Origin of the sequence: Streptomyces sp. E-08, from assembly GCF_049913095.1 — a bacterium.
Classification (GTDB): domain Bacteria; phylum Actinomycetota; class Actinomycetes; order Streptomycetales; family Streptomycetaceae; genus Streptomyces.
Genome location: NZ_CP183971.1, coordinates 8,395,793 through 8,413,029 on the forward strand (window position 1 = coordinate 8,395,793; position 17,237 = coordinate 8,413,029).

At 70.7% G+C, this 17,237-nt stretch carries 12 protein-coding genes; 3 read left to right on the top strand and 9 right to left on the bottom strand.

Annotation, left to right across the window (positions count from 1 at the left end):
* Positions 1-80 precede the first annotated feature (80 nt).
* The 3 genes from ACN9MM_RS38465 to ACN9MM_RS38475 all read right to left on the bottom strand — a co-directional run bounded on the left by ACN9MM_RS38465 (position 81) and on the right by ACN9MM_RS38475 (position 5,746).
* Entirely contained in the window at positions 81-1,217 is a 1,137-nt protein-coding gene (locus tag ACN9MM_RS38465; RefSeq protein WP_426368477.1) for a DUF1996 domain-containing protein, read from the bottom strand.
* Positions 1,218-1,248: 31 nt separating this feature from the next.
* The gene (locus ACN9MM_RS38470; protein WP_426368478.1) at positions 1,249-3,429 is read right to left on the bottom strand and encodes a discoidin domain-containing protein; all 2,181 of its coding nucleotides are present in this window, start codon (positions 3,427-3,429) and stop codon (positions 1,249-1,251) included.
* 127 nt (positions 3,430-3,556) lie between these two features.
* Entirely contained in the window at positions 3,557-5,746 is a 2,190-nt protein-coding gene (locus tag ACN9MM_RS38475) for a discoidin domain-containing protein (protein ID WP_426368479.1), read from the bottom strand.
* 201 nt (positions 5,747-5,947) lie between these two features.
* On the opposite strand from ACN9MM_RS38475, the gene ACN9MM_RS38480 reads away from it, so the two are divergent.
* Positions 5,948-6,967, top strand: a complete 1,020-nt coding sequence (locus ACN9MM_RS38480; protein ID WP_426368480.1) for a LacI family DNA-binding transcriptional regulator — start codon at positions 5,948-5,950, stop codon at positions 6,965-6,967.
* A 27-nt stretch (positions 6,968-6,994) separates the two neighbouring features.
* Here the strand turns inward: ACN9MM_RS38480 and ACN9MM_RS38485 are convergent, their stop codons facing one another.
* The gene (locus ACN9MM_RS38485) at positions 6,995-8,026 is read right to left on the bottom strand and encodes a phosphotransferase family protein (protein WP_426368481.1); all 1,032 of its coding nucleotides are present in this window, start codon (positions 8,024-8,026) and stop codon (positions 6,995-6,997) included.
* 105 nt (positions 8,027-8,131) lie between these two features.
* Between ACN9MM_RS38485 and ACN9MM_RS38490 the strand changes: the two genes are divergently transcribed.
* Entirely contained in the window at positions 8,132-9,355 is a 1,224-nt protein-coding gene (locus ACN9MM_RS38490) for an IS30 family transposase (RefSeq protein WP_426363000.1), read from the top strand.
* Positions 9,356-9,447: 92 nt separating this feature from the next.
* Here ACN9MM_RS38490 and ACN9MM_RS38495 read toward each other — a convergent pair whose 3' ends face one another.
* Genes ACN9MM_RS38495 through ACN9MM_RS38510 form a run of 4 tightly spaced genes read right to left on the bottom strand, consistent with a single transcriptional unit; the run spans position 9,448 to position 14,078 of the window.
* Positions 9,448-10,839: a GH1 family beta-glucosidase gene (locus tag ACN9MM_RS38495; protein WP_426368482.1), complete on the bottom strand. Its 1,392-nt coding sequence runs from the start codon at positions 10,837-10,839 to the stop codon at positions 9,448-9,450.
* Positions 10,840-10,874: 35 nt separating this feature from the next.
* Positions 10,875-11,714: a carbohydrate ABC transporter permease gene (locus ACN9MM_RS38500; RefSeq protein ID WP_382860019.1), complete on the bottom strand. Its 840-nt coding sequence runs from the start codon at positions 11,712-11,714 to the stop codon at positions 10,875-10,877.
* 55 nt (positions 11,715-11,769) lie between these two features.
* Positions 11,770-12,762, bottom strand: coding sequence for a carbohydrate ABC transporter permease (locus ACN9MM_RS38505; RefSeq protein ID WP_426368483.1), 993 nt, complete (start codon positions 12,760-12,762; stop codon positions 11,770-11,772).
* Positions 12,763-12,773: 11 nt separating this feature from the next.
* Positions 12,774-14,078 (bottom strand): ABC transporter substrate-binding protein, encoded by a 1,305-nt coding sequence (locus ACN9MM_RS38510; protein ID WP_426368484.1) that lies wholly within the window; start codon positions 14,076-14,078, stop codon positions 12,774-12,776.
* A gap of 134 nt (positions 14,079-14,212) precedes the next feature.
* Here ACN9MM_RS38510 and ACN9MM_RS38515 point away from each other — a divergent pair, with 134 nt between their 5' ends.
* Entirely contained in the window at positions 14,213-15,556 is a 1,344-nt protein-coding gene (locus tag ACN9MM_RS38515) for an ROK family protein (protein WP_426368485.1), read from the top strand.
* 36 nt (positions 15,557-15,592) lie between these two features.
* Here ACN9MM_RS38515 and ACN9MM_RS38520 read toward each other — a convergent pair whose 3' ends face one another.
* Complete coding sequence (locus tag ACN9MM_RS38520) at positions 15,593-17,071, bottom strand: glutamate-cysteine ligase family protein (protein WP_426368486.1); 1,479 nt, start codon at positions 17,069-17,071, stop codon at positions 15,593-15,595.
* Positions 17,072-17,237: the final 166 nt, after the last annotated feature.

Genomic DNA, 17,237 nt, shown 5'->3' on the forward strand with positions numbered 1-17,237 from the left:
TGGTGGCTGAGGGGGAGGGGGACGTGGGCACGGCCCGGGCGCCGTCGGGGCGTCCGGGCCGTGCCAGGGGGCGGGGAGGGTCAGGGCAGGCGGTGGTCCGCGTTCAGGACCGCGCCGCGCTCCGGGTGGTTCTGGTCGTAGCCGCGCGTGTCGCACTGGAGGCCGCCGTTGATGCAGTGGTCCACCAGGGCCTTGAGGGTGGGCTCCTCCCACGCGTTGAAGAAGTCGTAGTGGAAGGAGTAGCCGCGGCCGCTGGAGAGCCGGACCTGCGACATGTCGCCGTTGACCGGGAAGGCCATCTTGAACTCGATCATCGGCAGGGCGACCGGGTGGGAGGCCGGGCACATGTTGTCGTTGGTGCCGGGCTTGACCACCGGGTAGGCCATGTGGCTCTTGTGGTCGGGGGTGTCGAGGTACAGGCCGTTCCAGCAGCTGGGCGCCTGGAAGCGGATGTTCAGCTGGACGTCCGGCCGGCTCGGACAGCTCGCCGGGAAGTCGACGTTGAAGAAGCTGTCACCGCACTCCCAGCCCTCGACGAAGCCCTTGTGGGCGCGGAACTCCTGGGCGCTCTGCGTCGGGCTGCCGACGACGAACCGCAGCCCCTTGGGGAAGGGACGCACGCTCGTGTAGTCGGTGACGCCCGACTTGTAGTAGATGACCTGGGGGCCGGTGGGCAGGATCTTCTGGTCGCCCTTGAACAGCGAGGGCATCCAGTACGCCGAGGAGTCGGCCGGCGCGTTGCAGGTGGTGGCCCCGCCGCTCAGAGAGGCGGTGGTGGAGTGGGCGTTCGTGGACGTGTTGCCCATGAAGGTGTGGTCGTGCGAGGCGCCCGGCTGGCCGGGATAGACGATCGGGTCGTCCGGCGCGGTGTGCGTGACGGAGCAGTTGGCCTGGAACTCGCGGTGGTACGCGGGGGCCGGCGTCCGGTCGGACGGCGTCACCCCGGTGACCTGCGGGACGGCCGGGATGTACCCGTCTCCGTCGGCGTCGTCGGCCGACGGGAGGGCGGAGGCGCCCATGACGTGCGCCCCGGTGGAGCCGCCCATGACGTGCGCCCCGGTGGAGCCGGCCATGACGTGCGCCCTGGTGGAGGCACCGGTGACCCGGGTCGGGGTCGGGCCTTCGGCGGCGGCGCTGTAGGTGCCGACGGTCAGGGCGGAGGCGCCCAGGGCGGCGGCGAGCAGTAAGGCGGACAGGGTCCTGCCGCGGATTCTCATCGTGGTCTCCTCGTTCTCCTCGGGGAGGGGGTCAGCTGTAGATGCCGAGATCGTGGAGCGAGTAGCCCCAGCCGGTGCCGCGCGCGGTGAGCTGGAGCCGGACGTACCGTGCGGTGGCACCGGTCTCGATGCTGTCGACGTCGCCGTTGCCGCTGGTGGTGGTGTGGATGGTCCGCCAGGTGTCGCCGTCGTCGGACACCTGGACCTCGTAGGCGCGGGCGTAGGCCGGGTCCCAGACCAGCTGGAGCCGGTTGAACGAGCGGACCGAGCCGAGGTCGACCCGGATCCACTGCGGGTCGCTCCAGTCGCTGGCCCAGCGCGTGGTCGTGTTGCCGTCGGTGGCGTTGGCGGCGGGGCAGGGGCAGTCGCCGTAGGAGGCCTGGAAGGAGGAGGCGGTGGTGGGCCTGCCCCGGGCGATGTCGGTACCGGCGACCGGCGGGGCGACGACCTTGACGGACTTCGTCTCGATGCCGGCGTTGCCGCGTCCGTCCTCGGCCTGCACGTACACCTTCCACACACCGAGCTTCTCGGGCGCGGTGACGGCGAAGGTGCCGTTGCCGAGGGAGCGGTACTGCGCGTCGATCAGGCGCTTGTCACCGTTGGCGTAGTTGCCGCTGAGGTAGATCTTGGTGGTGACGGGGTCGCCGTCGGGGTCGCGGACCTCGGCGTGGACGGTGAACTCGCCTCCGGCCGGGGCGGATCCGGCCGGAGTGACCGTCATGCCGCTGATGACCGGCGGGGTGTTGTCGCCCGCGACGGAGCCGGTGTACGCCTTCTTGAGGGCGTAGTACGAGAGGCGCTTCAGGCCGTCGGGGAGGAGGTTGAACCAGACGCCGCCGAAGTCGTGCTCGACGCCGTAGTGGAAGACGGTCGCGCCGAGGGCGACGCCCTGGTGGCCGGTGACGCAGTTCCAGGCCTTGGTGTACCCGTCGGCCTTCTGGACGTCGGTGGGCTCGTCGGGGACGCCGTTGGCGTCCTTGGGGGCCTCCCACTCGCCGGCGGGCCCGGTCTCGGTGATGATGTACGGCTTGGTGTATCCGCCCTCCACCCAGTCCTCACGGACCCCGCAGATGTCGCCGTACGCGTTCATCGAGTACAGGTCGAGGTCCGGTGCGTTGCGCTTGTAGTAGGGCCAGGCGCCGGTCCAGGCGTCCGTGGAGGTGACGGGGTGGTCCGGGTCGATCGAGTGGATCCTCCTGGCGACGTCGTTGACGAAGGTCGTGTACGCGTTGCGCTGGGCCTCCAGCTCGGTGCCGGCGTAGCAGTTCTGCAGACCGAGGACGGACTCGTTGCCGACGTTCCACATGAGCGTGGCCGGATGGGACTTGTAGGTGTCGACCCATTTCGCGAACTCGCTGAGCGCGTTGTCCTTGTACGCCGTGTCCGTCACGTAGTTGACGCAGCCGCCGGAGCCCGGGCCGCCGCCCGGCTGGAGCCAGAAGCCGTTGATCACCTTGACGCCGTTGGCGGCCGCCGCGTCGAGCAGGGGCTTCGTACCGGCGTCCGTGCCCCAGGTGCGGACGGTGTTGACGCCCATCGACCTCCCGTCCGGCATGTAGCGGGGGGCGTCGGCCATCGCGGGGCCCCAGGTGACGCCCTTGACGGTGTACGGCTGCCCGTCCACCGTCAGCTGCCAGTTGCCCTGCGTCCCGCTGACGCGCACGGCGCCGCCGGGCTCGGGTGGCGCGGACCCGCCGCCGTAGACCCGGAACTCCCACAGGGAGTAGCCGTAGCCGGTGCCCCGGGTGATGCCCTGGAGCCGGACGTAGCGGCCGGTGCCGGTGACCGCGAGCTCGTCGGTGCCCCCGTCGCCCGCGGTCACGGACTTGACGGTGCGCCAGTCGCTGCCGTTGTCGGACAGCTGGATGTCGTACGCCTTGCCGTAGGCGCCCTCCCAGTTCAGGACGATCCGGCTGATGTTCGCGCTGCTGCCCAGGTCGACCTGGATCCACTGGGCGTCGCTCCACTGGCTCGCCCAGCGCGTGCCGGTGAGGTCGCCGTCGACCGCGGCGGAGGCGGCCCAGGCGGCGCCCTCCGTCGAGGAGGCGGTGGCGGTCCTCCCCTGGGAGAGGAGGGTCTCGGCGGCGGTGGCGGGCGCCGCGGTGAGCATCGTGGTGGAGGTGGCCAGAAGGGCACCGAGGGAGACGAGTGAGCCGGTCGTGAGGGCGCGGGCGCGCCTTCGTGCGGTGGGTGGGGTGGGGGTCGCGGTCATGGCGGCTCCTGGACGGAGGACGGGAGGGGGGATCACCTTCCGGGCGGCGCGGCGGGGACTGGGCGCCGCCCGGAAGGGGTGGGGAGGGCCGGGACGCGCCGGTGCGAGGGCGCGCCCCGGCGGACCGTCAGGGGAAGTTGACGACGGTGGAGGGCACGGTGGAGGTGCCTTCGGTGGGCGCTCCGGTGTCGTTGATGACGTGGTTGAACTGACCGTTGCCGCCGAGCGACACGGTGAGCAGGCTGTGGAACTTCACGCCGGGCTTGACGGGGGCCTTGAAGCCGTGGTCCTGGCGGATCGTCGGGTCCACGTTGTAGTAGCAGTAGCTGCCGAGGCCCCAGCCCTCGTGGGTGTTCACCGAGTCGTCGACCCGGTAGGCGGCGTACCCCTTCGTCGAGCCGTTCTGGACGGCGGCCTGGTTGGGCGCGTCGTACGACTTCTCGTTCTGGAAGAAGATGGTGCGTCCGCGCTCGCCGTACCACTCGACGTCGTACTTGTTGAAGTGCTCGACGAACAGGCCGGTGGCGAGCACGTCGTCGCCGTTGACGCGGACGCCGTAGTCGGCCCGGTTGGTCTCCCAGCCGACGCCCTCGCCGTGGTCGGCGCGCCAGACCCAGGTGTGGTCGATGATCGCGTCGTCACTGTTCACGACGATGCTGGTGGTCGCCTTGCCGGCGCCGGCCCCGCCGATGCGGACGTACACGTCCTGCACGGTGGTGGGGTTTGCGGCGTGGTCCGCGGCAGCGTTCTGCGGGCCGATCTCCAGCAGGACCGGGGAGTTGACCGGGCCCGCGTCGATCAGGAAGCCGGCGAGCCGGACGCCGTCGACGTCGGCGACCTTCATCGCGGTGACGCCGTTGTCGGGGATGATCGTGGCGAGGCCGAGGCCGAGCACGATGGTGTTCGCGCGGTTCACGTTGATGGTCTGGTCGACGTGGTACACGCCCGGGGTGAAGAGCAGGTGCAGGCCCTGAGCGAGCGCCTGGTTGATCGTGGCGGCGGTGGCGCCCGGCTTGACGACGTAGAACTGGCTCAGGGGGATGGACTCGCCCTGCGGGGTGCCGTTGGCCCAGCTGGTGCCGCGGGCGTTCGTGCGCTTGGCGGGCGCGAACACCTTGTACGCGTTGCCGTCCAGGTAGAGGAAGGGCTTCTCGCGGGAGACGGGGGTGGTGTCGAGGGTGGTGTAGCGCGGCTCCGGGAAGGAGGTGGCCGGAGCGCCCTCGACCCCCGAGAAGACCTGGTTCCAGACGCTGTTGGACCAGCCGCCGATGGAGCTGTCCCGGGTGTACCACTGCTGCTGTGAGTAGTTGCCGATCTGGCCGTCGATCTTGGAGTCGGCGATGTAGCCGCCGCTGGCCCAGCCGTAGCCGTCGGGAGCGAGGTTGAGGCCGCCCTTGACGTGCATGCGGCGGAACGAGGAGGCCTGCGAGACGGCCCAGCGGTCGGTGCCGTTGACCGGGGCGACGGCCAGGTTCTCGGCGCCGCGCCAGAAGTTCTGGGTGGCGTTGCCGTTGAACCAGCCCGCGTCGACGGTCACGTCGCCGTTGATGGTGGTGTCGTCGGGGCGCAGTCCGAGGCCGGCGATCTGGGTGTAGAAGCCGATCTGGGCGTTGAGGCCGTTGTACGTGCCGGGCTTGAGGAGGAAGGCGTGCCGCCCGGTGCCGAACTGGGCCGACTCCTGCTCCTGGAAGACCTGGTCCAGCTTGGCCTGGATGCCCGGGGTGGACGGGTCGACGACGTGCACGTTGGGGCCGAGGTCGCCGCCGCCGGGCAGGGTCGGGCCGGTGCCGCCGGTGGTGCCGTAGACCTGGAACTCCCAGAGGGAGAAGCCGTATCCGGTGGCCCGGGTGAGGCCGTTCATACGGATGTACCGGCCGGTTCCGGAGAGTGTGACGTCGTCGGTGCCTCCGTCGCCGCCGGTGACGGAGGTGACGGTCCGCCAGTCGGTGCCGTTCTCGGAGGCCTGGATGTCGTAGCTCTTGCCGTAGGCGGCTTCCCAGGTGAGGACGGCGTGGCTGAGCGTGGCGCTGCTGCCGAGGTCGACCTGGATCCACTGGGCGTCCTGCCAGGAGCTGGCCCAGCGGGTTCCGGTGAGGTCGCCGTCGACGGCGGCGCCCGCCGAGAAGGAGGCCCCTTCCGTGGAGGAGGCGGTGGCCGGCCTGCCCTGTGAGAGCAGGGTGGGTGCGGCGTGTGCCGTCGTGGCGGGGGCCAGGGCGAGCAGGCCGCCGGCCAGCGACGAGACGAGTGCGCCGACGGTGGCCCGTCGGACGGCCGAAGGGGGGCGCCGGAGGACCGGCGGGGACCCGACGGAATGCATGGGGGTCTCCTCTGGATACAGGGGGGAATGTGGGAGAGCGCTCTCCCGAACCTTGCCCGCAGGGCGAGTTGACGGTCAAGGCATACGACATGGCTTTTCTTTTGACTTTCATTAAGTGTCGACCTTGAAGGTCGACGCCGAGGACCGGTCCGGCCGCGGACCGTCCTCCCACCGGACACACGGCACCGTTAAGGTGCGTGGGTGGGGAATCGAGCACCGACTCTGGAAGACGTCGCACGGGAGGCGGGGGTGTCGCGCGCGACGGTGTCCCGCGTCGTCAACGGCGTGCGCAACGTGGCTCCCGACATCCAGCGGAGCGTGCGCGAGGCCATCGCCCGCATCGGCTACACGCCCAACCAGGCCGCCCGCTCCCTCGTGACGCGCCGCACCGGCACGGTCGCCCTGGTCCTCTCCGCCACGGGCAGGTCCTTCACCGCCCGGGTGTTCTCCGATCCGTTCTTCGGGCGGGTGGTGGACGGCGTCCTGCCGGTGCTGCGCCGGCGCGCGATCCAGCCGGTGCTGCTCGTCGCCGAGTCCGAGCAGGCCAGGACCCAACTCGTCGAGTACCTCAGGCAGGGCGGCGCGGACGGCGCCCTGGTCGTACCACTGGACGACGACGACCCGCTCCCGGCGATGCTGATGGCGGCGGGCCTGCCCACGGTGCTGTTCGGCCGCCCCCGCGACGGGGAGGGATGCGGCTTCGTCGACCTGGACAACGCCGCCGGCGCGCGTCTCGCGGCCGAGCACCTGTGGGCCACCGGCCGACGCACCCCGGCCACCATCGCCGCACCGGTCACAGCTCCCACGGCGGGCGAACGCCTCGACGGCTTCCGGGAGGCCCTCGCGGCCCACGGGGTCACCTCGGTGCCCGTCGTCCGGGGCCGTTTCACGGTGGACAGCGGCCGCCGTGCCATGGCCAGGCTCCTCAAGGACCACCCCGGGATCGACGCCGTGTTCGCCGCCAACGACCTCATGGCCCAGGGCGCCTGCGCGTACCTGCGCGAGCAGGGCGTGGCCGTCCCCGGCACGGTGGCCGTCGTCGGCTTCGACGACTCGGTGGCCGCACGGAAGGCACAGCCTCAGCTGACCACCGTGCGGCAGCCGGTGGAACGGATGGCGGCAGCGATGGCCGGTCTCCTGGTCGAGGAGCTCGACGGAACCCGGTCCGAGCCCGGCGCGAAGGTGTTCGAGCCGGTACTCGTCGTACGGGAGTCCACCTGACGCGCTGGAGTCGAGAGCCCCCGTCCCTCAAGGCTCCAGGGCGTCGAGCAGGGCGAGCTGTTCCCTGACGCGCTCCGCCGACCAGGTGTCGAGCCAGGTCGCGACGTCACCGCCGTAGGCGCGGGGGACGGATTCCACCCGCATCACCAGGGCGAGGTAGACCCGGTAGAGGGCGAGGCGGACGCGTGCACCGGCGTCGAGGTTGAGGGCGGGGCCGACGGATCGGTAGCCGGCCAGGAGGTCGGCGTCGTCCTCGGCGGCGCCCAGCGGATCGAGTCCGACGAGTTCGGCCGCCGGATCGCCGAAGAAGGCGCGTTCGCCGTCGATCAGGCCGCTCAGCCGCCACGGTCCGCTTCCGGTCCGGGCCACGACGACGTTGCCCGCCCAGGCGTCGAAGTGGACAAGCGCGGGACGGCGCACCTCGGCGAGCCGGCGGCCGAACCGTACGGGCAGCTCGGCGAGGAGTCCGGCCGGGGCGGGCAGGGCGACGTCGAACCGGTGCGCGTCGGCGAGGACGGCGCGCAGCATGGCGGTGAACGCGGCGGGCCAGTCGGGGGCGGAGAGCCCGGCGGCGGGCTGCGGGTACCCGTACGCCGCACCGGTGACCGTGGCGATCCGCGCGAGGCTCGCACCCAGCCGACGGCGCAGTGCCGCGTGATCGGCCGGTGCGAGCCGGTCGCGGGCCGCCTCCCACGTCGTGCCGTCGAGGTGGGTGAGCAGCAGCCACTCCGCGGGAGTACGGGGACCCGCCGGTTCGTGGTGGAGGACGGAGGGCACCCGGGCACCCGTTCCGGCGGCGAGCCGGTGGAACAACGCCTCGGTGCCGAGGAGGCCCCGCTCGTGGGTGAGGGCGGGGGCGTTCGCCGGGGGCGCGGTCTTGAGCACCAGGCGCCGCCCGTCGTCGAGTTCGAGCAGCCGGGCGGAGTTGTACAGGCCCCCGGTGAGGGCGGTACCCCGGACGACCGTCGCCGGTCCGAGCACGTGCCGCAGCCGCTCGGCGACGACCTCGTCGGCCTGGCCGGGTCCTGGGGGAGGGGACGGGACGGCACCGGCGGACATGGACGCTCCTGGACGAGAAGGGGTGGAGGGAAGGACTCCGGAGGGCCGACCCGGTGGGTGCTTGGGTTCTAGGAGTCGTTGCAACACCCCAGTTCAGGGGATGCGATGAACTTCGAGATCCGCAAGATCCGGACGGCCCAGGGACCTGTGAAGCTGAGCCGGGAGCGAGAGGCATACTCCCGGCTCATGCAGCAGGGACACAGCAACGCCGAGGCATGCCGGATCGTCGGCATCGATGCACGGACCGGCCGGAAGTGGCTCAACGGCCGCAGCGCCGACCGGCGGCAGAAGGCGGCACCACCGATGCGCATGGTGGCGCCGCCTTCCCGTGCTTCCCGGTATCTGCGTGAGGACGAGCGGATCCATATCGCGGACCGGCTGCGGGAGAAGGCCACGGTGCGGGCGATCGCCGCCGAGCTGGGCCGCAGTCCGTCCACGGTCAGCCGGGAGATCCGCCGCAACCGGACCGAGGGGACCCGCGGCCGCTGGCACTACCGGCCGCACGCGGCCCAGGCCCGCGCCGATTCCCGCCGGCCCCGCCCCAAACCCCGCAAGATCCTCCGCAACCGCGAGCTGCGGGACGCCGTCCAGGCGATGCTGGACGAGAAGTGGAGCCCGGAACAGATATGCCAGGCTCTGCGGCAGAAGTTCCCCGACCGGCCGGAGATGCACGTGGTCCACGAGACCGTCTACCAGGCGCTCTACGTCCAGGGCCGGGGACAGTTGCGGCGTGAGCTCGCCGGCGCCCTGCGCTCCGGGCGGGCCCGCCGCAGGCCCCAGCGGCAGGCCAACAGCCGCCAGCCCCGCTTCACCACCCCGATGGTCATGATCAGCGATCGTCCGGCCGAGGCGGATGACCGGGCCGTGCCCGGCCACTGGGAGGGCGACCTGATCATCGGCAAGGACGGCAAGTCCGCGATCGGCACCCTCGTGGAGCGCGCGACCCGCTACGTGATGCTCCTGCACCTGCCGAACGACCACGGAGCCGACGCCGTCCTGGGCGCCCTGGCGGCCACCGCCCAGACCCTGCCCTCCCATCTCGCGCGGTCCCTGACCTGGGACCAGGGCAGCGAGATGGCCCGCCACCACGAGTTCACGCTCGTCACCGACATCCCGGTCTACTTCTGCGACCCCGCCAGCCCCTGGCAGCGAGGCTCGAACGAGAACACCAACGGCCTGCTGCGGCAGTACTTCCCCAAGGGCACCGACCTGTCCGTCCACACCCCCGAACACCTCGTCGCCGTCGCAGACCAGCTCAACCGGCGCCCACGCAAAACGCTCGGCTGGGAAACCCCAGCCGAGCGCCTGCATAAACTGCTCGCGGCCTAGACAACCAACCACGTGTTGCAACGACCGCTAGAAACCGCCGTGTCGGGGCGGCCCTCCGGAGGATCGCCACGGGGTCCCGCCGCGGCTTCCGGTCAGCCCGCGGTCGTCTCGCGGTGGGCGCGCACGATGTCCGCGTACCGGCGTCCGCTCGTCTTCACGGTCCTGCGCTGGGTGGCGTAGTCGACGTGGACGAGACCGAAGCGCTTGTCGTAGCCGTAGGCCCATTCGAAGTTGTCGAGCAGGGACCAGGCGTAGTACCCGGCGAGCGGGGCGCCCTTGCGCACGGCGCGGGCGCAGGCGGCGAGGTGCTCCTCCAGGTAGCGCGTGCGCTCCGGGTCGTGGACCTCGCCGTCGGGGCCAGTGGTGTCGGGGAACGCGGAGCCGTTCTCGGTGACGTACAGCTTCCGGATGCCGTAGTCGTCGGTCAGTCGCAGCAGGAAGGCCTCCAGGCCGCCGGCGTCGATCTGCCAGTCCATGCCGGTGCGGGGCACGTCGGGGAGGCGGACCTCGCGGGCGTACGGGACGGGGCCCGTGGGGTCGTCGGCGACGGTCACCGGGAAGTAGTAGTTCAGGCCGTGCCAGTCGAGCGGGGCGGCGATGACCTCCAGGTCGCCCGCCCTCTCAGGGAGTTCGACGCCGTACAGCTCGCGCATGTCGGTGGGGAAGCCGCGGCCGTACACCGGGTCGAGCCACCAGCGGTTGGTGTGGCCGTCCGCACGGGCCGCGGCGGCGACGTCCTCGGGCCGGCTGGAGGCCGGGGTGACCGTGGAGTGGTTCGTGACCAGGCCGACGTGGGCACCGGGGGCGGCGGCACGGATGGCCTGGGTGGCCAGGCCGTGGCCGAGGAGCAGGTGGTACGAAGCGCGGACGGCGGCCGTGAGGTCGGTCAGGCCCGGGGCCATCCGCCCTTCGAGGTGGCCGATCCAGCCCGAGCAGAGCGGTTCGTTGAGCGTCGCCCACTGGGTGACCCGGTCGCCGAGGCGCTCCGCGACGACGGAGGCGTAAGAGGCGAGGTGCTCGGCGGTGGCCCGCTCGGTCCAGCCGCCGTGGCTGTCCCGCACCCGGTCCTGGAGGGCCTGCGGCAGGTCCCAGTGGTAGAGCGTGACGGACGGGGTGATGCCCGCGTCGAGGAGGCCGTCGACGAGCCGGTCGTAGAAATCGAGCCCGGCCGCGTTGACGGGTCCGTCGCCGCCGGGGACGACGCGCGGCCAGGCGACGGAGAGCCGGTACGCGTCGGTGCCGAGTCCCTTCATCAGGGCGATGTCCTCGGGCCAGCGGTGGTAGTGGTCGCAGGCGGTGTCGCCGTGGTCGCCGTTGTCGATCGCGCCGGGAACGCGGGAGAAGGTGTCCCAGATGGAGGGGGCGCGGCCGTCCTCGGCGACGGCGCCCTCGATCTGGTAGGCGGAGGTCGCCGTGCCCCAGGCGAAGTCCGGCGGGAAGGCCTCCAGGTCGAGCGTGCTGCGGGAGTCGGTGGATTCGGACACGGGAAACCTCTTCGTGATGGGTGTGGAGAGGGGCGTCACTTGACCGCACCTGCGGTGAGGCCGGCGACGAGGTAGCGCTGGAGGAGCAGGAAGCCGACGACGACGGGGACGCTGACCACGAGGGAGGCGGCCATCACCTGGTTCCAGTACACGTCGTTCTGGGTGGCGTACCCCTGGAGACCGACGGCGAGGGTGCGGGTGGTGTCGTTGGTCATGACGGAGGCGAAGAGGACCTCGCCCCAGGCGGTCATGAAGGCGTAGACGGCGACGGCGATGATGCCGGGGGACGCGGCCGGGACGATGACGCGCAGCAGCGCGCTGATCGGACCGCAGCCGTCGACCTTGGCCGCCTCGTCGAGTTCGCGCGGGATCGAGTCGAAGTAGCCGGTCAGCATCCAGATGGAGAACGGCAGCGAGAAGGTCAGATAGGTGAGGATCAGGCCTTCGCGCGAGCCGAAGAGGGCGATGCCGGTGGCGTTGCCGATGTTGACGTAGATGAGGAAGAGCGGCAGCAGGAAGAGGATGCCGGGGAACATCTGCGTGGACAGGACCGTCACGGTGAAGACCCGCTTGCCGCGGAAGGTGTAGCGGCTGACGGCGTACGCGGCGAAGATCGCGACGGCGACCGAGAAGACCGTGGCCGAGCCCGCGACGACGATCGAGTTCACGAAGTAGTCGGCGAGCGGGACGGTCTCCCAGATGTCGACGTACGGGCGGAGCGTGAGCCCGGAGGGGATCCACTCGAACTTCCCCGACACGTCCTCCAGCGGCTTGAGGGAGCTGGAGACCATGACGTACACCGGCAGCACCACGAAGGCGGTGAGCAGGGTGAGGAAGATCCGCCGCGTCCACAGGAACGAGCGGGGCGCCGCCATGGGGGAGCGCCGTGCCGCCGTGGACGAGCGCGGTGCCGTGCGCCGGGATGCGTGCTCAGACATCGGAGGTCTTCCTTCCGCGGCTGGTGAGCAGGAGGTAGACGCCCGTGACGACGAGGAGGAACAGCAGCAGCAGTACGGACATGGCCGAGCCCGTGCCGAAGTTCCACGTCTGGAAGGACGACTGGTAGATGTGGAGGGAGATCAGGTCGGCCGCCTCGGGCGCCGCCTTGCCGAAGAGCACGAACGCCGTGTTGAAGTCGTTGAACGTCCAGAGGAAGAGGACGAGCACGAGGACCTGGTTGACGGAGCGCAGCGAAGGCAGGGTGATGTGCCGGATCTGCTTCCACACGCCGGCCCCGTCGAGGGCGGCCGCCTCGTACATGTCCCGGGGGATGTTCTGCAGTCCGGCCATGACGGTGAGGAAGGCGAACGGCCAGCCCTTCCACACGGAGACGACGAGCAGGGCCCAGAAACTGTTGTCCCCGATGAGCCAGAAGGCGGGGCTGTCGCCGATGCCGAGCTGGTCGTGGAGGACGTGGTTGATGAGGCCGTTGTCGCGCTGGAACATGAAGGACCAGGTGATGACGGCGGCGTAGACCGGCAGGGCGTACGGGACGAGGAACAGCGTGCGGAGGAAGCCGCGGCCCCGGAAGTTCTCCTGGAGGAAGATCGCGGCGGCTGTTCCGAGGAGCCAGCACAGGCCCACGGACAGGACGGTGAAGCCGCAGGTCGTCACGAAGGACTTGAGGAGGGCCTGGCCGACGGGGGCGTCGAAGTCGATCGCGACGGTGTAGTTGTCCAGGCCGGACCAGGGCGCCTCCGACCAGTTCCGGATGTAGAACTGGGTGAGTTCCCTGAAGCTCATGGTGATGCCCATGAGCATCGGGACGAGGTGGACGAGCAGTTCGAGGAGCAGGGCGGGCAGGAGCAGCAGGTACGGCAGTGCGATGCGGCGACGCCCGGAGCGGCGTGGTGTGCGTGCCTCTCCGGGTGTGGCCTTGCGCACCGCCCGCTCACTCGGGGGAGTGACGGCGGTATCGGTCATGGTGGGGCGGCCTACTTCTTGGGCATCTGCTGCTGGGCCTTTTCGAGCTTGGCCTTCACGGACTCCGTGGTGACCGGACGGCCCGCGGCGGCGTCGGCGAACAGCTCCTTGACCGCGGTGCCGACGACGGTCTCGAACTGCGACTCCTCGGGAACCTGCGGCAGGGCCGCGGCGCTGGACGCGAGGGTCTCCCGGATGACGGTGAGCGACGGGTCGGCGAAGACGGGGTCCTTCTGGGCGCTCTTCACCGGCGGGACCGAGCCGTAGGCCTTGTTGAGGAGGATCTGCTCCTCGTCGCTGGTCATGAACTTCACGAACTTCAGGGCCCCGTCGAGGTTCTTGGTGTTCTTGAAGACGGCCATGTTGATGCCGGCGACCATCGAGTTGGTCTGGGTGCCCTGGCCGGGCGCGCCGGAGGGGACCGGGGCGGGAGCCACACCCCAGTCGTCCGGGGCCATGCCCTGGGAGGCGAAGGTCTGCTGCGGCGTCTGCCACAGGACCATGCCGGTCTTGCCCTTGGCGAAGTCGCTGAGGGACTGGTTCTGGGCGTACTCGGCGTTGCCCGGGGCGACGATCTTGTTCGCCGCCATCAGGTCGACGTACTGCTTGACCGCGGCGACGGCCCCGTCGGAGGTGAAGTCCGGCTTCCCGTCGGCGGTGAAGAAGTCGGCGCCGTGCTGCTTGCCGAGGACGAAGACCTGGTGGATGTTGTTCGACAGGTTGGAGCCCTCGACGCCGATGCCGGACTTGCCGTTCCTGCTGAGCTTCTTGCCGGCTGCGATCACCTCGTCCCACGTGGTCGGCGGCTTCGCTATGCCGGCGTCCTTGAACATCTGCTTGTTGTAGTAGAGCGCGTACGCCATGGAGTACAGGGGGACGGCGGCCGGCTCCTTGCCGGAGACGCCGGTGGAGCCGAGCGCGGAGTCGACGAAGCGGCCCTTGCCGCCGATGGCGTCGAGGTTCTTCGCGTCCCAGGGCAGCAGCGCGCCGGTCGACTGCAGCGAGGCGCTCCAGGTGTTGCCGATGTTGAGGATGTCGGGGCCCTGGCCGGACGTGGTCGCGGTGAGGATCCGGTTGAGCAGGTCGGACCAGGGGACCACCTCCAGCTTGACCTTGATCCCGGTCTCCTTCTCGAACTGGTCGAGCTCGGGCTGCAGGACCTTCTTGTCGACCTCGATGCTGGAGCCCTGGTTGGAGGCCCAGTAGGTGAGGGTCTTCGGCGACGCCTCGCTCCCTTCTCCGCCCCCGCAGGCGGTGGCGGTGAAGGCGAGGGAGAGCGTGACGGCACCGGTGACAGCGGCTCTGATTCTGCGCATGGCTCCTGGGCCCTTTCAGGGACGAGGGGAGTGCCGATGCGGTGGGCGACTGGAGGCCTCGCCGTAACATCGGCTTAATTTAGGATGTGAGTTAAACCCCATGAGAAGGTCGCGTCAAGGCTTGGACTGCGGGTATGTTGCAAGGAACGACTCCAGAGACGGGGACCCAAGTGCACGCGAGAACTGGCCGTACGGTGCGTGACCTGCGGCGCGAGAACCGCACCGCTGTTCTGCGCAGGCTGTACTTCGACGGACCGATGAGCCGGCTCATGCTCGGCCCGGCGACCGGTCTCAGCTCCGGATCGGTCAGCAACGTCGTCGCCGAACTCGTCGCGGAGGGCCTCGTCGAGGAGGCCGGCAGCGTCGACTCCGCCGGCGGACGGCCCCGGACCCTCGTGCGGATCACCCCCGCGAGCGGCTTCATGATCGGCGTCGACATCGGGGAGACGCGGGTCAGGATCGAGCTGTTCGACCTCACCCTCACCGAACTCGCCCGCACCGAACGCGCGTTGGCCAGCTCAGGACCCCGTACGGCCCGATACGACGTGGACCTCGTCGTCGCCCACCTCCGCGAGGGCATCGCCGAGGTGCTGCGCACCGCGGACGTGCCCGCCGACCGCCTCATCGGAGTCGGGGTCGGCGTCCCCGGCATCGTCGCCCGCGATGCCGAGGACGGCGCCGTCGTCCACGGTCAGACCGTCGGCTGGGACGCCGTCCCCTTCGAGCGCCTCCTCCGCGCCGCCGTCGATCTGCCCGAGGACGTCCCCTACTGGATCGACAACGGCGCCAAGACCCTGGGCCAGGCCGAGATGTGGTTCGGCGCCGGGCGCGGCGCGCGCAGCGCGGTGGTCGTCCTGTTCGGCTCGGGCGTCGGCGCCTGTGTGGTCACGGACCCGATGGGGCCCGGCCGGGCGATCGAGTGGGGTCATCTGACGGTACGGGTCCGTGGGCGCCGCTGCCGCTGCGGCGCCCAGGGCTGCCTGGAGGCGTACGCGGGCGCGGAGGCCCTCCTCGACCGGTGGCGCGAGGCCGGCGGGGAACCCCCGGCGGGCGCGGACGAGGAGACGGCGCTCACGGCGATGCTGGCGGCGGCCTATCCGGTGGACCCCGGTGCGCGGGCGGACGCCACGGCGCTCGCCGTCCTGGAGGAGACAGCCGAGTACCTGGGCGCGGGCTTCGCCGACCTCATCAACCTCTTCCAGCCCGAGCGCATCCTCGTCGGAGGCTGGGCGGGCCTCCAGCTCGGCACCCGGTTCCTCGGGACGGTGTCCGCCTACGCACGGGAGTACGCACTCCGGTACCCGGCCAGCCGTACCGCCATCGGCCTCGGCACCCTCGGCCCGGAGGCGGTCACCGTCGGCGCCGCCCTGCTGCCGCTCGTCGACTTCTTCGCCCAGGGCGGCCGCCGCCCCGAGACCAAGCCCGCCACGCCGGCCCCCGCCTGGCAGTCGGCCCTCCAGGACCGGGTCTCTCCCTGAGCCGACCGGGCCGCCGGGGGCGGGGGAACAGGGTGGTCAGTCGACCGGCCAGGTGTGCGCCGGAGCGTTCATGTGCATGTAGTCGAGGTACTGCTGCGTCATCCGCCGCAGCGCCTGATGCCGGTCGACGTGACCGATGTCGTGGATGTGGTGGAACGTCTCCGACTGCCACACCGCGCCGTTGCGGCCGCTGACGCACCGCTGCTCGATGATCCCGAGCAGCGGCTCCCGCCAGGCCGTGTCCATGCCCGACCGCTCAAGACCGCGGTCCGCGAGCGGCAGCAGGCGGCGCAGGACCAGCTCGGTCGCGGGGACTTCACCCATCCCGGGCCAGTACAGCTGGGCATCGATTCCATGCCGGGCCGCGGCGTACAGATTGTCCTCGGCCACGGAGAACGACATGCGAGACCAGACGGGCCGGTCCTCCTCCACCAAGGCGCGGACGAGGCCGTAGTAGAAGGCGCCGTTCGACAGCACGTCGGCCACCGTGGGACCCGCGGGCAGCACGCGATTCTCGACCCGGAGGTGCGGTACGCCGTCGACGACGGCATAGACGGGCCGGTTCCACCGGTACACCGTCCCGTTGTGCAGGGTGAGTTCGGCGAGACCGGGGATCCCTCCGTGGTCGAGGGTCTCCTGAGGGTCCTCGTCGTCACAGAGCGGAAGCAACGCCGGGAAGTACTGCGCGTTCTCCTCGAAGAGATCGAAGACGCTGGTGATCCACCTCTCGCCGAACCACACCCGGGGACGGACTCCCTGCACCTTGATCTCTTCCGGCCGGGTGTCGGTCGCCTGCTCGAACAGCGGAATGCGCGTCTCGCGCCACAGCTCCTTGCCGAAGAGGAACGGAGAGTTCGCGGCCAGGGCCACCTGCACCCCGGCGACGGCCTGCGCCGCGTTCCAGTAGTCCGCGAACTCGTCCGGCGCCACCTGCAGGTGGAACTGCGTGCTGGTGCACGCCGCCTCGGGAGTGATCGTGTCCGCGTAGGTACGCAGCCGCTCCACCCCGTCCACGGAGATCAACAGGTCCTCACCCCGTGCGGCGAAGATCTGCTCGTTCAGCAGGTGATACCGCGGATTCTCGGACAGCGACGCCGGACCCACGTCCTTCAGCTCCAGCGTCGGAAGGATCCCGATCATGACGAGGTGCGCCCCGATGGCCGCGGCCTTCTCCTCGGCGTGGTTGAGCGCGTCCCGTATCTCCTGTTCCCATGCTCCGGGGCCGCCCGCGGTGAGCTGCCGCGGATCGATGTTGATCTCCAGGTTGAACCGCCCGAGCTCGGTCGACCAGGACGGGTCCGCGAGTGCCTCGAGGACGTCCAGGCTGCGCATGGCGGGCTCCGCGGCATCGTCGACGAGGTTGAGCTCGATCTCCAGGCCGACCTGCGGACGCTCGAAGTCGAACCGCGACTCCCTCAGCATCTGAGCGAACACGTCGAGGCAGGCGTGCATCTTGTTCCGGAACCGGCGACGGTCGTCACGGGTGAACTCCAGCGCCGGGACGTCGCGTCCCATTCGGCCCTCCCGAGACTCGTCGGCACGGACCTTCCCCTTCAGAGTCCCACTTCGACCACGACCCGACCACCGAGCGGGCCGGCGGCAGCCGCGGGGGAGGCAAGCGGTGCGGGGACGACGTGCGGGACGTGGGGAGCGGGCGCCCCCACCCCACCGGACTTCCGTA